This window comes from Chthonomonas sp., assembly GCF_035294505.1.
Classification (GTDB): Bacteria; Armatimonadota; Chthonomonadetes; order Chthonomonadales; family Chthonomonadaceae; genus Chthonomonas.
This window is the reverse complement of record NZ_DATGKU010000103.1, coordinates 1-15,025: the sequence shown is the minus strand read 5'-3', so window position 1 is coordinate 15,025 and position 15,025 is coordinate 1. Positions and strand designations below refer to the sequence as shown.

At 56.8% G+C, this 15,025-nt stretch carries 13 protein-coding genes; 8 read left to right on the top strand and 5 right to left on the bottom strand.

Translation table 11 applies throughout. The features are described from left to right. Window positions 1–197: 197 nt before the first annotated feature. Both VKV18_RS06145 and VKV18_RS06140 read right to left on the bottom strand, forming a co-directional pair. Window positions 198–1,553 carry a DHHA2 domain-containing protein gene (locus VKV18_RS06145; protein ID WP_324203342.1) on the bottom strand — a complete coding sequence of 452 codons (1,356 nt, stop codon included), beginning with the start codon at window positions 1,551–1,553 and terminating at the stop codon, window positions 198–200. Between the two features lie 48 nt (window positions 1,554–1,601). Continuing rightward, complete coding sequence (locus tag VKV18_RS06140) at window positions 1,602–2,450, bottom strand: Cof-type HAD-IIB family hydrolase (RefSeq protein ID WP_324203341.1); 849 nt, start codon at window positions 2,448–2,450, stop codon at window positions 1,602–1,604. 159 nt (window positions 2,451–2,609) lie between these two features. On the opposite strand from VKV18_RS06140, the gene VKV18_RS06135 reads away from it, so the two are divergent. From VKV18_RS06135 to VKV18_RS06110, 6 genes are read left to right on the top strand one after another with little or no spacing between them, the layout of a single operon-like run. Continuing rightward, window positions 2,610–3,062 carry an NAD-binding protein gene (locus VKV18_RS06135; protein ID WP_324203340.1) on the top strand — a complete coding sequence of 151 codons (453 nt, stop codon included), beginning with the start codon at window positions 2,610–2,612 and terminating at the stop codon, window positions 3,060–3,062. 32 nt (window positions 3,063–3,094) lie between these two features. Next, on the top strand, window positions 3,095–3,754 hold the full coding sequence (locus VKV18_RS06130) for a potassium channel family protein (RefSeq protein WP_324203339.1): 660 nt from the start codon (window positions 3,095–3,097) through the stop codon (window positions 3,752–3,754). Window positions 3,755–3,768: 14 nt separating this feature from the next. Then, window positions 3,769–4,299 (top strand): CHAD domain-containing protein, encoded by a 531-nt coding sequence (locus VKV18_RS06125; protein WP_324203338.1) that lies wholly within the window; start codon window positions 3,769–3,771, stop codon window positions 4,297–4,299. After that, the gene (locus tag VKV18_RS06120) at window positions 4,271–4,858 is read left to right on the top strand and encodes a CHAD domain-containing protein (protein ID WP_324203337.1); all 588 of its coding nucleotides are present in this window, start codon (window positions 4,271–4,273) and stop codon (window positions 4,856–4,858) included. Before VKV18_RS06125 ends, VKV18_RS06120 begins: the two co-directional genes overlap by 29 nt. An 8-nt stretch (window positions 4,859–4,866) precedes the next feature. Further along, window positions 4,867–5,532: a helix-hairpin-helix domain-containing protein gene (locus tag VKV18_RS06115; protein ID WP_324203336.1), complete on the top strand. Its 666-nt coding sequence runs from the start codon at window positions 4,867–4,869 to the stop codon at window positions 5,530–5,532. Continuing rightward, window positions 5,529–6,482, top strand: a complete 954-nt coding sequence (locus VKV18_RS06110; RefSeq protein WP_324203335.1) for a Ppx/GppA phosphatase family protein — start codon at window positions 5,529–5,531, stop codon at window positions 6,480–6,482. Before VKV18_RS06115 ends, VKV18_RS06110 begins: the two co-directional genes overlap by 4 nt. A gap of 64 nt (window positions 6,483–6,546) precedes the next feature. Here the strand turns inward: VKV18_RS06110 and VKV18_RS06105 are convergent, their stop codons facing one another. After that, complete coding sequence (locus VKV18_RS06105) at window positions 6,547–7,242, bottom strand: DUF2628 domain-containing protein (protein WP_324203334.1); 696 nt, start codon at window positions 7,240–7,242, stop codon at window positions 6,547–6,549. A 196-nt stretch (window positions 7,243–7,438) separates the two neighbouring features. Here VKV18_RS06105 and purB point away from each other — a divergent pair, with 196 nt between their 5' ends. After that, the gene (purB, locus tag VKV18_RS06100) at window positions 7,439–8,728 is read left to right on the top strand and encodes an adenylosuccinate lyase (protein ID WP_324203333.1); all 1,290 of its coding nucleotides are present in this window, start codon (window positions 7,439–7,441) and stop codon (window positions 8,726–8,728) included. Between the two features lie 221 nt (window positions 8,729–8,949). Here purB and VKV18_RS06095 read toward each other — a convergent pair whose 3' ends face one another. Together VKV18_RS06095 and VKV18_RS06090 are read right to left on the bottom strand one after the other, a co-directional pair. After that, window positions 8,950–10,044 carry a LacI family DNA-binding transcriptional regulator gene (locus VKV18_RS06095; protein WP_324203332.1) on the bottom strand — a complete coding sequence of 365 codons (1,095 nt, stop codon included), beginning with the start codon at window positions 10,042–10,044 and terminating at the stop codon, window positions 8,950–8,952. Window positions 10,045–10,074: 30 nt separating this feature from the next. Further along, window positions 10,075–11,547 carry a MiaB/RimO family radical SAM methylthiotransferase gene (locus tag VKV18_RS06090; RefSeq protein WP_324203331.1) on the bottom strand — a complete coding sequence of 491 codons (1,473 nt, stop codon included), beginning with the start codon at window positions 11,545–11,547 and terminating at the stop codon, window positions 10,075–10,077. A gap of 190 nt (window positions 11,548–11,737) precedes the next feature. Here VKV18_RS06090 and VKV18_RS06085 point away from each other — a divergent pair, with 190 nt between their 5' ends. Further along, window positions 11,738–14,239, top strand: a complete 2,502-nt coding sequence (locus VKV18_RS06085; protein ID WP_324203330.1) for a prolyl oligopeptidase family serine peptidase — start codon at window positions 11,738–11,740, stop codon at window positions 14,237–14,239. The last annotated feature ends 786 nt before the right edge of the window (window positions 14,240–15,025 follow it).

Here is a 15,025-nt window from a genome sequence, read left to right as displayed (position 1 = left end):
GCGTTTCTGCTCGGAGGGGAGTTTCAGCACGCCTCTGCATCGCCTTGCACCACCCGGCGACTCTCTGAAGCGAGAGCTTCGTGCCTACTGGCCTCGTCATCGCATTGCTTACTCAATTGTCAATCTGAATTATTGGCAAGTCGCATCTAGTTTACCACCTGGAAGCAAGGTGTGTCAAGCCTTGCCAAAAATTTTTTCTAGAACGCCTCCTCCAAAACGGCGTGCAGCATTGGCACCAACTGCTTCTTGCGTGACACCATGTCCTCTAGGTCGAACTCCCCTTCCGCCACACGGGTAAAGGGCAGCGCGGTGAGGATCCACGGCTCCCCTCGGCACAACAGATGGCTGCGACCGGTAACAATATCGGTGACCATAAGCCCGATGAGGGCCAACCCCTCACGTTCACGCCGCTCTTCCAACGCTTGCAACAGCTCCTCTCGACGCTGCGCCAGGCTCTCCATACCGGTCACCTCTACCTGTCCTATCGAAACGGCCACCCCTCCCATCTGATAGCTCTTGCGGTCGCCATCCAGAATCTCGTCGGCGCTGCGCTCGGTAAGCCCAGGTGCGGCGTGGAGTAGCTCTTGACCGTAGGCCTCAAGCTCGACTTTGGCCAGCCGCGCCAACCACTCTGCGGCCGCCCGATCGCGCTCGGTGGTCGTTGGTGAGCGCAACACCAGCGTGTCGGAGAGAATGCCACTCAGCATCATGCCGGCCAACCCCTCCGGCGGCTCCAGCTTATGGGCCTGGCACTGCTCGGCGATAAGGGTACAGGTGCTGCCCACGGGGTCCACCAAAAACGGTATAGGAGCGGCTGTGGGCGGGTTTCCGAGCCGATGATGGTCTAATACCCCCACGATCTCGGCCTCTTCGGCATCGGCCACCGCTTGGGAAAGCTCATTATGGTCTACCAGGATCAGCCGTGCTCGCGGCGGTTGAAGAATGCGGCTGCGCGTGGCAACTCCCACATAGCGCCCTGTTTCAGAGACAACCAAAAAATCGTCCGTCTCACTACGCAGAAGTTGATTGCGATAGTCGCTAATACGGTCACTCACACGAAACACCACCGGGGTTTCGGCAATGGAAAGACAGGGTTGCGCAAGCATCGCCGTCACGTTCATCGGGGCCATATAGGCCCTTGCCAGGGCAAGGGAGGTAACCACGCCAACCGGTTTCCCTTCGGGGTCTACAACCGGCACAATGCGATCGCCCTCAGCGACACGCGCCATGGCGGCCGGCAGCGGAGCATCCGGGGCCACCACTCCCTGATGGCGGGCACAGTGGCCAAAGGTAGGAGCGACCCCCGTTAACAGGAGGGGCGGGGCCATGGAGAAGCGATTGAGGGCAAAAAGGGCCTGCTCGCCGGGCTGACCAGCCCGTGCCGCCGTCACTTTCTTCCCGATCTGGTTTAAGAACCAAGCATAGCCCAACGCCGAGGCGATGGCATCGGTATCGGGCCGCTGATGCCCTATTACATAGGTTACTTCGGGGTCCCAACGGTCACCCCGCTCTTTTATATGGGCGCGTTGCGCCGCATCTTGCACTTGAACCATCCTGGGTTGTCACTCCTTAACCTACCAGCTCGCACAAAACGGTACGGTTTATGCCTTTGTAGCGAGGAGGCGTTCAATGGCCTCGGCCACCCCATCCTCTTGCACGTTGGCGGTTGTCCAATCGGCCACCGCCTGCACTTCCGCAGGCGCATCGCCCATGGCAACGCCAATGCCCGCCCACTCAAGCAACTCGATATCGTTCATATGATCGCCAATCGCCATACACTCTTGAGAGCTAATTCCAAGCCAACGGGCCACCCTCTCTGCACCTGAACGCTTATTCACCCCCGACGCGAATATCTCGACCCCCCACATTGTGTGGGTACCCGACTGAATTACGGAGAAATCCTCTGAGAGCGCCTTGCGCATGGCCTTCACCAAGGCCTGCATCTCCTCTGCCGCCCCAAAGGCAGCCACCGAAACCGGCACGAACGGCAGCTCGGACAAAATAGCTCCATAAGGCCTATAGCGTGGCGGGGTGGCGAAGGCCCCCACAGGCCGAGCAGGATGATAAAGCACACGGGACTCCTCCAGAAGAGGGCGAAAGGCTGGCTCGTACACATAGACCTGCTCCCCAGCCTCCACCAGGATGCGGGCTACCTCCAAAGCAAGCGCCGGCTCCAGAAGCCGCCGATGGAGAAGCGTCTCCGTTTGCGTTTCAATGGCAATAGCGCCATTAGATACAATAAGATAGTCCAGGGGTCGCCAAAGCTGTGCAGCCACCGGCTCCGCCGTATAGCGAGTGCGCCCCGTGCAAAGACCGATTCGTATGCCCCGTTCTTGGGCTTTGACAATGGCCCTCCGCACCGCCTCCGATATCTGATTGTCCGCCCCCACCAAGGTGCCGTCTATATCTAGAAACAGCGCACGAATGTTTGACGACGGCCCCTTCTGCATGGCTCTATTATACCCCGTAACCCGACTTTTTCAAGGAACTGTGAAAAATTTCACAGGGAGCCGCCCTTTGCATAGAGAGCGGCCTCTGTTTTGGTGTATACTGAAACCAACAAGATCGACAGCGGCTATTATTCAAAAGGAGGATCGCCAAAGGCTATTATGAATATCATTGTTCTTGGCTGTGGTCGCGTAGGCTCAACCTTTGCCCGTCTTATGTGCTACGACGAACACCGTGTCACCGTTATTGACCTGCAAAATGAGGCATTTCGCCGTCTCGGACCGCGCTTTAGGGGAGAACGCCTTATCGGCAATGGCATAGATGAGGACGTTCTTCGTAAAGCCGGCATAGAGAAATGCGATATCTTCGTAGCCGCAACCCAAGGGGATAACCGCAACATTATGGCTGCCCAAATCGCCAAGGTGGTCTTTAAAGTGCCCACCGTCATCGCGCGAATCTACGACCCCATCCGGGCCGATCGCTATCGCCAGATGGGCATCGTCACCATCTGCCCTACAACCATCGTTTCGGGGCTGCTGCGCGATTTTGTAAATACCAATACCTGGGGACTGGCAAAAGACTACTCATCCGAGTATGTAAAGCTGAATGTATAGACCTTAACTTGACTTTTTAGGAAAGAACACCAATGTATGTGATCATCGTCGGGGGCGGAAATATCGGCTACTACCTCGCCAAAACCCTTGCAGCCGAGCACCATGAGGTGCTATTGCTAGAAAAAGACCGCATTCGTTACCAAACTATTTCCGCCGAGTTGGGCGAATTAGTGATGCAAGGCGACGGGTGTGAGGTCGCCATCCAACGACAGGCGGGTTTTGGAAGGGCCGATGTGGTCGTCGCCGTAACCGGCAGCGACGACGACAACCTTGTAGTGTGCCAAATGGCCAAAATGGAACACAATGTTCCGCGTACCATTTCGCGCGTTAACGACCCGAGAAACGAGGCTCTTTTCAAAACCCTTGGCATAGACGCCACCGTCAGCTCCACAAAAATTATCTATAACCTTATTGAACAAGAGGTTGGAGGAGGTGAAGTTATTCCTCTTGCCGCGCTTAACCGTGGCAACATTGAGATCGTAGAGATCGAGATCGGCCCAAAGTCACCTGTGGTCGGCAAAACCATTCGTGACCTTGACTTGCCCACTCAAGCCCTCATCATCTCTCTGATTCGGGGAGACCAAGCCATCTTGCCAACGGCCGATTCGACCCTTATGGAGGGAGATGGTGTTATCGCCCTGGTGACAGCCGATAAAGCGCGCCAGCTTCGAGACCTATTCGCAGAACCCTAACCGGGCTAAATAGGATGGACAACCAAACTCCTCGACCACAAGACGCCTGTACCTTTGCAGCGCATGCTCTCGCCCATCGCCTTGGCCGTATGCTCTCCTACTTCGATGGAGTGCTACGCGGTAAAGACCCAGAAGCTGTGCATCAGATGCGCGTTTGGTCGCGAAGGGCACGCGTGGTCTTTGAACTCTTTGCCGACTGCTTTGAAGAGAAAGACTTCAAGGAGCTAGACAAAGAGCTTCGCAGCATTACGAGAGCCTTACGCGAAGCAAGAGACCTTGACGTGATGCTGGAACGCCTCCAACGGGAACAAGAGAGCCTACCTCCCGCGCAACGCACCGGCATTCAGCAACTTTGCGAGCAACTGGTGCAAAAGCGCACCCAAAAGCAACAGGAAGTGGCGGCAACCCTAAAACGTTTTGAAGCACGTCGCGTTAAAGAGCAATTTGAAAAACTGCTCGCCCCTTACGGAGCCACGATACAGACTAAAACGGACCGAAAGAGATCGAAGAACGGACATGGCAAAAACGAGCCAACCCCTCGCTAAACAACGCCCCCTCTCGGTGCCCCAGGCGGCCGTTGCAGCCATTCGCCGCCACCTCGCCGAGGTCACACAACATGCTTCGGCTATCCACCGGCCCGAAGCCGTTCACGAACTTCATGATCTGCGCATCGCCATTAAACATCTTCGCTACACTCTAGAGCTTTTTCTCGAGGCGCCGGAGATGGAAAGCGCCCTCTACTCCGCCGAGAAAACGGGGCTAGAAGCGCTGCTCACCGACCTTCGCCACCTTCAAGAGTTGCTCGGCAATATTCACGATGCCGATGTCCTTATGCCTACTCTGCTTAAACAACTGGGTCGTTTGGTTCGTAAAGGCTACGGCAAAGATGCCGACGGGGCTTCTATTATCGGTGTGCACCATGTAGACCTTGAAGGGTGCGAAGGCCTTGTCGCTCTCTGTCGCCGTATAAAGGAGCAACGGGCCCAGCACTATGCCGAACTTTGCCAATTTTGGGAGCGCCCAGAAAGGCAAAAACTTTTCTCTGAACTTGCAGCGCTGCTTGCCCGCCTTGAAGCCGACCTAGCTCACGTGCCTGAGAGGTAGCCAGCCGCATGACACGCCAGAAACCCCACCAAGCACAAACCTCCGCCAGCCCCATGTTCGATCTGCACAGCATTCCTGGGCTTGGCCCCATTCGCGTTCGTGCCCTACAAAAAGCGGGTTTCGATAGCCTAGCCGCACTCCAATACTGCTCAGAAGAGAGTTTGGCTGCCATTCCCGGCATTGGGCCGATAAAGGCTCGCCAGATCAAAAACTACGTTGAGCAGTTCCCTCCCACAACCGCTAAAACAGCCGAGCCTCTCGTTGCAAGCCCTTCCACCGATCTCAGTTGGCTTCGTGTGGTGTCGCTTCCCCGTCAGGCCACGCCTTTGCAGCGCGCTGCACGCGAGGCATTTCGAGAGATCGTGGCCATTCTTCTCTCCCCTGCCGCGCTAAACTATCGCCGCCGACTGCTCCATGCCCTGTTACAACTTCTTCAAGGCTGCACGCTTCTGCTGCAGCAGGCCCCTACCGAAACAGCCGAATCCGACAATGCCAAGCTGTTGCAACTACAGAGCCTTTGCGGTCTGTTGCAACGCACCCTAGCCGACGCGGTAACCGAGGGACAGCGCGCCGGCATGGACAACAAAGCGCAGGCACGGCTTGCACGCCAACTTCGCAAAATCGGCAAAGACCTCGGCTTTGAGCTGACTGCGCAGAGAGGACCCAAGCGATGACCGCTACCGCCCCTCGCATCGTCGCAGCCATAGATGTTGGCACCAACTCGGTAAAGATCATCGTCGTAGATGCCTCTGCCGACTGCGAACGCCTCCTCTACGAAAACACCCTTATCTCTCGTCTCGGAGAGGGTATGCAGGCCTACGGCATGCGCCTAAAAGAGGCGGCCATGCGACGCACCCTAGACGCCCTAGAGGAGTTGGTGCAGACTGCGCGTGCCTACGGGGCCGCACAGATCGCTGCCGTGGGCACCGCCGCACTTCGAGAGGCGCAAAACCGTGACGAGTTTTTGCAGCGTGCTCAAGAGCGACTGGGGCTAACTATCGAGGTTATATCGGGCCAAGAGGAGGCTCGTCTCTCGTATCTGGCTGTAAGGCGCGACCCCGTTTGGCGGGAAAGCCCCCATCTTATTGTGGTAGACATCGGTGGAGGCAGTACCGAGGTGATCGTCGGCGACTCGGAAGGAAAGAGCATCGCTTTCCGTGTGAGCCTAGAGATAGGGGCGGTTCGGATTACGGAGCGTTTTTTGCGTTCCGACCCGCCCACCCTCGCTCAACTCGATGGAGCCGGCCGGGCCGTCCGTGAAGCCCTCGAACACCTACCGGTAACCGTGCGGCATCGGCCTCATACCCTGGTGGGGGTTGGCGGCACCATCGCCAACCTTGCGGCCATAGATAAAGGCGGCGTTCAGAGCGCCGCGGAACTGCACCATCACGTTATTCCGGTAACCCGACTGGAACAGATTCTGCGCCGCCTTGCCACTCTAACTATTGCGGAGAGAAAGATGGTTCCGGGGCTAGAGCCGGCACGTGCCGATATCATTGTGGCCGGTGCCCTTATCCTTTCGCTGCTCCTCTCGCACCTAGAGGCCGAGCAGATCGCCGTAAGCATTCGCGGCCTGCGTTGGGGTTTGCTGTACGACCGGTTCTGCAATGGAACCTCACCGTAAGCATCCTGCGTCGTGGCAAGGGCAAAGATATTTCGGATCGGCCTCGCTTGCAATGAACCCGGCTCTACCCACGCATGCTCAGCCGAAAAAGGATACTAAAGATCAACTCAACTAAACCAAGAGCAAACCCGATAATGCCAAAAATCGTCCATATCTGCTCTCGGCGGAAATAGTCGTCTATGCTTGCGTACTGATTATAGCGCCAAGCCAACTTATGGCCGTTTAACCCCAGCCAGATACTGATGCATATGCCGATCAGCGCCCCAATCCAGACGCCGAAGTTACCAAGCACAGATCCTAACACAGCACCCAATATCCCCTGGACAAAGACCAACCCGATGCCGGCTAACACCAGACCGTGGAAGAGCAGCCAAATGCAGCCACAGCCGAAGGCGCCCCAGTTCCACTTCAACGCCTCTATCTCCGGAGGCACATCCGCCCGCATTCCAGACGTGTTGTTAAACGGCGTCATACCGGGCGGCTGATAGGTTACCTGAGAACCCCGTCCATAGATAGGGCTAGTGCCTGGCATCTGTGGTGCCGCCCCCATCGTCGGCTGTGAGGGCATTGGGGGCTGAGGCATCGCGGTGGGAAACCGCAGGTCGCTCAAAGCGGAAGCGGGCAGCTGCTGGCCGGTCGAGGCATCTTCTAACATCGTGGTCGGCAGAATGCGGTTCTCGTTGATCCACTGCTGCAGCGTGGGAATGTCTGCCGGCCCATAACGATTTCCATCTTGTGCAAGCACGTAGTATTGTGCCATCCGTCCCCTCCTTTACTTAAGGCCGCCGTGCCTTCTGTTTCTACCGTTCGGCGATAGAAAGTTGTTATACATTCACTACAATCGGCCAAGATTCCTTCTTCTTTCAAAACGACTTTTCCGCAACTTCTCGCGTCTTTGGGTAAACTATGCAGAGATTTCGAGAACTTGCTGCTAGGAACTTTGGAGAGCGCCTTTCATGATCGATCGCTACACCACCCCGGAGATGCGAAGGCTTTGGAGCCGGGAAAACAAAACACGCCGCTGGCTCGATGTGGAGATCGCCGTTTGCGAAGGGCTGGAGCACTTCGGCCACATCCCTCCTGGAACTACCGAGAAAATACGCCAAAACGCCCGTTTCGATCTCGCCCGCATGGATGAGCTGGAACAAGAGACCCGTCACGATGTGATGGCCTTTGTAAAAAACGTGGCGGAGAACCTCGGCGAGGAAGGGCGTTTTCTGCACTACGGCGTCACCTCTTACGACATTGTAGATACTGCGCTCGCCCTACTTCTAGGCGAGGCCTGCGACCAGATCATCGCACGTGCCAAAGCGCTTAACGAGGTGATACGGATGCGCGCCCGTGAACACAAGTACACCGTGATGATCGGGCGCACCCATGGCATTCACGCCGAACCTATCACGTTCGGCTTTAAGCTGGCCACCTGGCTCGACGAGATGAACAACAACATCGAGCGGCTCCATCAGGCCCGTGAGGCCGTGCGCGTGGGCAAGGTCTCTGGGGCGGTGGGAACGCACGCTAATATCGGCCCCGAAGTGGAGCGCTACGTGTGTGAACGCCTCGGGTTAAAACCGGCTCCCATTTCTACCCAAATCATCGCACGCGACCGCCATGCCCAACTCATGGCCACGCTGGCCATTTTGGCCGGCTCTCTCGAGCGGTTCGCCACGGAGATACGCAACCTCGCACGTACCGAGATTCGCGAGGTACAAGAGTACTTTGCTCCGGGGCAAAAAGGCTCTTCGGCTATGCCTCATAAGCGCAACCCGTGGAACTGCGAAACCATCTGTGGCCTCGCGCGGGTGGTGCGCAGCAACCTCTTCCCGGTTCTCGAATCGATGGCCACCTGGCACGAGCGCGACCTCACCAACAGCAGTGTGGAGCGCATCGTACTGCCCGATACGACCACTTTGGTGGACTGGATGTTACAGAAATTTACGACGATATTGGAGAAACTAGAGGTCTACCCCGAGAACATGCGGCGCAACCTAGAGAAGATGGGTGGACTGGTGTTTTCCGAGCAGATCATGTTGGCTCTGATTGCGAAGGGCCTGTCGCGCGAAGAGGCCTACACGGTAGCTCAGCGCAACGCCGCACGCGCCTGGGCAGGCGAAGATTTCCGACAGGCCATCGCCTCCGACCCCGACGTGCAAAAGCACCTGACCCCACAAGAGATCGAAGAGGCCTTCAGCCTACAGCATCACCTTAAGAACCTAGAGCATACCTTCCAAACCTTGGCGATCTAAGGTTTCAGCGAGGCAGAACTAGTACGCGCTTTAACGACCGAACCCGGCCTGCCTAGAACCTAACGACCTTGTCTAGCCCGTGAGAGGATACCATGACAACAACGGGTGCACGATTCGTGTCGGGGCAGGGGTCTCCCACCCCTACACCTCACCTAACCGCTCGCCCTCAAGGGCGGCGACTTGCGCCAGGTTCTACACGGCCGGATATTAACCGCCCGATGCTAGTTTGTAGAAGGCGAAAGACCGGCGGCAAGCTGCGATGCCACAGCAACCGGAAAGCGAAGCGTCTCCATGGGGCGCAGCTGAGGTAGAAGGCGCAGAATACGGGTTTCCGGCTCTTGGCGCTCAAGCAGCGGCAGCAACAACTTCTGCCCCATGGCGCGTGCAAGGGTGATGAAATCTACGTCGTGATAGGCGTAGCCCTCACCGAACAGCAGAGGCATCTCCGTCCCGCCCTGCCCGGCCATGGCAAACTCGCCGGGCTGAAAGCCTAACCGCCTGCCCTGACGCGCCAAAGCCATCTCCACCCCGTACCAGGTTCCTCGCCCTGCAGCCGAGACAGCCGCCGTAGGACGTTCGTGTTCCGGCAAAGCCAGCCAGCGTTCCATCAGTATGGCGGCCTCATGCTCTTCAGGCAAGCCCTGCCCAACTATGAAGCCCAGGAACGTTTGCGGTGGCTCCTCACCGAAAAGATCGCAAAACGCCTGTACAAACCCTTTGAAAAGTTTTTGGGAGTAGACAAGGCCATCGTCATAACCAAAGTAGGCGATGCGGCGATGCCCCTTCGCTTTCAAAAACTCGAGGGCATGGCGCATCATCGCCTCATGATCGAAGTCCGCCTGATACCACTGCGGGTGCGCCTCCTCAAAACGCCCCTTTACCACAAAAGGGACACCTATCTCGGCGAACTGCGCTGCCGGCCGCTCGATATCGCGCTCCAGCCCCCAAAGGATAACGGCATCGCACGTGCCCGGAGCCATTAACTTCGCGACATGGAGGGCGGCCTGTTCTTCGTTCAACACCACCTTCACAAGCAGGTCGTAGTCTTTTTCCGCCACCACATCCGCCAAAGTCTCCACAATGGCGCTATAGCCGGCCGGCCCGAAGAACACGCAAGCCACCACCTCTGTACGCCCCCGTCGAAGGGCACGTGCCGCCGTGTTAGGCCGATAGTTCAGCTCACGCGCCAGCCGCAAAATGCGCTCCCGATTCTCCGGCGAAACCCACACCCCAGGCCGATTATTTAGCACCCCGGCAACCAGGCTCTGAGATAAATTCAAGCGCCTCGCGATCTCTTTTTGGGTTATACGCGCCACAATCTCCTCCTTATCAAACTTAACTCTTTATTATCCCGCAAACTCTCCGGTAAAGCCCGTTAGATGCGCCTCTGTAAGCCGAACCGGCACCAAACGCCCAATAAGCGAGTGCGGGCTGCGTGGGCTGCCGGGAGGCAGGGTGAAATGCACCAACTTGAGCGTGCGTGTGTATCCACTCAGCTTGCCGGGGTCTTTACGGCTAAACCCCTCTACCAACACCTCCTGGATCTGCCCGACTTGCTGAGCGTTGATTTCACACGTAATGCGGTTTTGCAAAGTGATGAGCCGGTTCAATCGCTCGATTTTTACCTCACGCGGCACCTGGTTCTCCATGGCCGCCGCCTTCGTGCCCGGGCGGGGGCTGTAGGCGAACATGAAGGCCGAATCGAACCGAATCTGCTCCACCACACGCAGCGTGTTTTCAAACTGCTCTTCCGTTTCTCCCGGATAGCCCAACATAAGGTCGGTCGTGATCGCTATGCCCGGAACGCGGGCGCGGAGCTTCTCCACAATCTCACAAAACTGTGCCACCGTGTAACCTCGATGCATGTGCGCTAAGAGCGCGTCATCGCCCACCTGCAGCGGCAGATGGACGTGCTCACACACATGCTCCAGTCTGGCGATGGCCTCGATAAGCTCGTCACTGAAGTCCCGCGGATAGGGCGAGGTAAAGCGAATGCGCTCGATGCCCGGAATGGCGTTGATGCGCTCAAGCAGCTTATAAAAGGGCACTTTGCCGCCGGGGAGGTTCTTCCCATAAGAGTTCACGGTTTGCCCAAGCAAAGTAACCTCTTTGGTTCCCTGACGCGCCAGCATCTCTATCTCGGCAACGATCTCCTCCGGCAGCCGGCTGCGCTCTCTTCCGCGCGTCAGGGGCACAATGCAGAACGTGCAGAACTTATCGCAACCATACATAATGGGCACATGCGCCTTTAACTTCGGCTTGCGCTCCACCACACGCTTCGGAACGTCGGTTACCACAGCTCCCTTGCGCGGTGGCAACGCGAGCGCCGTGAGCGGAACAAAGTTTTTTGGAGGCGCTGCGTCATGCGATTCCGATGTCGCCATCAAGGGAGCCGCTTGCTCGACAGACTGCGCCCGGCGGTGTTTCACCTGCCGAACCAGCTCCGGCAGCGCCGCGATGTTGCCCGTGCCGATAACCATATCCACATGCGGTGCCCGCTCTCGAAACTCCTCGGCACGAACCTGTGCCATACACCCGCAAACGCCGAGAATGATCTCCGGGCGCCGCTCCTTTAGGTGCCGCAACTTCCCCAAAACGCTCCAAACCTTTTCCTCCGGCTTGGCACGGACACTGCACGTGTTAAGCAAAATCACCTCAGCCCGATTTATGTCCTCCACAGGGCGATACCCCATCTGTTCGAGGAAAAGCCCCATCTGTTCCGAGTCCTCCTCGTTCATTTGGCAGCCCCATGTGAGGATATGATAACCTCCAAGCCCCTCTTCTGTCTCTGTTGTGCGCTTCTCCAAAAGCTCTTGCATAGTTCCAACTCCGATATTTATCCTTACTATTTTACCTCTCATCGAAAAATAACGGCAAAGCAAACGGTATTGTTTGCACTTCTTGCTAATTCCAACAGGCTCCTCCCTCGTTAGCAGGTTTTTGCCGGTTCAAAGAAGAAGTTTACTTTATCTTCGCTTACGCAATGTATTTCAAAAGGAAGCAATCGGTATGACGCTCTCATGGCCTATCTCTTTCCTGTTATCGCTCTTAACTGCGCCCCTCCTCCTCTTCCATACTCGTCCATCGCCCACTCCTTCTTCCTCAGCCATACTGCAGGCCTACGAGCGCGCTGCTAAGTTCGGCTCTGAAGCCATGGGGCGCCTGGTCACCAACGCCTCCGTTCAACCGCACTGGCTCCCCGACGGCGATCACTTTTGGTATGCCTCTCACTCGCCAAAGGGAACGACCTTCATCCTGGTAGATGCGCCTGCCGGGCGCCAAGTGCCGGCCTTCGATGCTTTTAAAGTCGCCCGCCTTCTTACTATAATAACCGGTAAGCCCGTAAGCCCACTTCACCTGCCGTTCTCTAACTTTCTCTACACGCCACAGCGCAACGCGATCGCCTTTGCGTTGGAGGGAAAATGGCTGCGTGTCTCCTTAAAGAACTATTCCTACGAGTATATTTCACCGCCTAAATTCTCCTTGCCTGTCGCTGCGCCCGCTCCGAAGCCATCGTCCCCCTCCTATCCGCAGTTTTATCTCGCCAACAACAACATCTTCATGCGCCCCTCCGAAAACGTTGAGAAGCCCCTAACCACCGACGGCAACGCACAGAACATTTACTCCGCTATTTCCCTATCGCCTAACCGCCGTTATCTCGCAGCGTGGCGCACCGTTCCGGGGGAGCACGGGCAGATGTACAACGTCGTCTCTGTTCCCGGCAACGGCTCACTACGCCCTACCTTACGGGCCTATCCCTACGATCTTCCTGGCGACCGACTGGATATCCATCATCTTATCCTTTTTGATCTTCAAAAAGGAACGGAACAGGTGGCGAAGGCCGACCCCATTGATTGGGGTGGTCCGCCAGAGATTCGTTGGCAGCCCGACGGTCAACACTTTACCTATCTACAAACCTACCGTGGGTATCATCGCGTGTGCCTGTATGAGGTGGATGCGGCTACCGGTGCCGCCCGCCCTCTGATAGACGAGCGCAGCGACACGTTCATCTACCCGCCGTGCAACTACCTCCAATTTCTCGACGCGACCCACGAAATTATCTGGGCCTCCGAGCGCGACGGCTGGTGCCATCTTTATCTCATTGATGCGCGAACCGGTGAGGTGAAGAACCAGATAACCAAAGGCCCATGGGTAGTTAGAAGCGTGCTTGATGTGGATGCCGTGCACCGCCGCATCCTCTTTACCGCCTGTGGCCGAGAACCGAATCAAAACCCCTACTACATTCACTACTACACGGTCAACTTCGATGGCTCCGGCCTGCGTTGCTTAACACCCGGCAACGGACAGCACACCCTTCAGTTCTCTCCCGATCATCGTTTCTATCTCGACACCTACTCCCGTGTGGATATGCCGCCCATCACCGAGTTACGGCGCAGCGCCGACGGCGCTCTGCTTTGTACATTGGCCCGAGCCGATGTCAGCCAACTGCTTGCAACCGGCTGGCGCTTCCCTGAACCGTTCCATGCAAAAGGCAGGGACGGTAAAACGGATATATGGGGTGTCATCTATCGCCCATCCCATTTCAACCCACACCAGAAATACCCTGTGATCGAAGATATCTATGCAGGCCCCCAAGATTCGTACACTCCTCTCTCCTTCAGCGCCCAACGAGCGGACCAGGCCTTGGCCGAGCTTGGGTTCATCGTGGTGCAGATGGATGGCATGGGCACCGCAAACCGCTCGAAAGCGTTTCATGATGTTTGCTATAAAAATCTAGGCGACTGCGGTTTCCCCGACCGCATTGCTTGGATGAAGGCGGCTGCAGCCAAATATCCCTGCATGGACCTCACCCGCGTGGGGATCTACGGCATGTCGGCCGGCGGCTATGAGTCGGCTCATGCGCTTCTCGTCCATCCCGAGTTCTACAAAGTGGCCGTCTCTATGGCTGGCAACCACGATTCGCGCACCGATAAGGTGTGGTGGAACGAGCTGTGGATGGGCTACCCTGTGGGGCCGCAGTATGCAGCGCAATCAAATGTCACTCTGGCCTCTAAACTGCAAGGGCACCTCTTATTGATCCATGGCGGCCTTGACGACAATGTGAACCCCTTCGCCTCTACCATGCAGTTTGTCAACGCATTGATTCAAGCCAACAAAGATTTCGACATGCTCTTCATACCGGAAGCCGGTCACGGCTTCGGCCCTTACGTTCAGCGACGTATGTGGGACTATTTTGTGCAGCATCTGCTGCACGAAAAACCACCCCATGAGTTCCTATTGACTCAAGGGGGCGATAACAGCTGCACGGTTACATTTCGAAACCTACTCGACCAACCCGTCAAAATCTACTGGATCAACGGCAGCGACCGTGTGCTCTACCACACTTTGTTACCAGGTCAGAGTGTGGTGCAGCACTCCTATATTGGGCATCAATGGGAAGCCGAGGTGAATGGGCATGTAGTTGCCCAGTACACGGTAGCGGCGGAATCGCCCCTTTGGGAGATACTACCCGAAGCCACCTACCTTGAGACCGATAGTTCCAGGAAGTAGACCCCCTCACGGTTCTAGAGCCAATTCATGGAGCAAGTCTATGTTGTTCACCCCCATCCCCTCCTTTCGTCTTGCAGACAGCGATGCAGCGGCCAGAGAGATAAGCGAGTAAGGGAACGATTCAGGCCGCTGAGGAGTAGGGCGTCGGAGCTGCAAAGGCTGGCAATCTCACCGTTCTAGAGATAGTTTATAGAGCGAGTCTATCTTGTTCGCCCCCTATCCCTTCCTTTCCTCCGATTCGGGAGAAAGGGGGCTAGTATGGCTAGTTTTTCAAAGGAAAGCCTATCAACAGGAAACCGCCTGTAGGGGCACGGTGACCGTGCCCCTTTTGCTAATCTCCCCTCTCCCCAATGGGGGAGGGGGAGAACGCCCTACCCCAGCGTCGGCCTTGAAGAGCCGGTGATGCGCCTGTCATTTCAAACCGAAGACGAGATGAACAACTGTCATTTCTCGTGAGATAAACACCTGTCATTTCGAGCCGATACCACACCTGTCATTTCGAGCCGAAGGCGAGAAATCTTGAGTTTCCATTCCCACCCGTTCTGAGGGGTAGGGGTGAGGCCGCAGAGACTGACGGCTTCATGGTTCTAGAGGCAATTAGCACAGCAAGTCTGTCTTGTGCGCCCCCTATCCCTTCCTTTCCCCCGATTCGGGAGGTGCTAGCGCACGGCGATGCAGCGGCCAGGGAGATAGGCGATGAAGGAAACGACACAGGCCGCTGAGGGGAAGGGCGTCGGCCTTGAGTTGCCCACCGCGAGGTGCCCCTTTCCCCAATGGGGGGAGGGG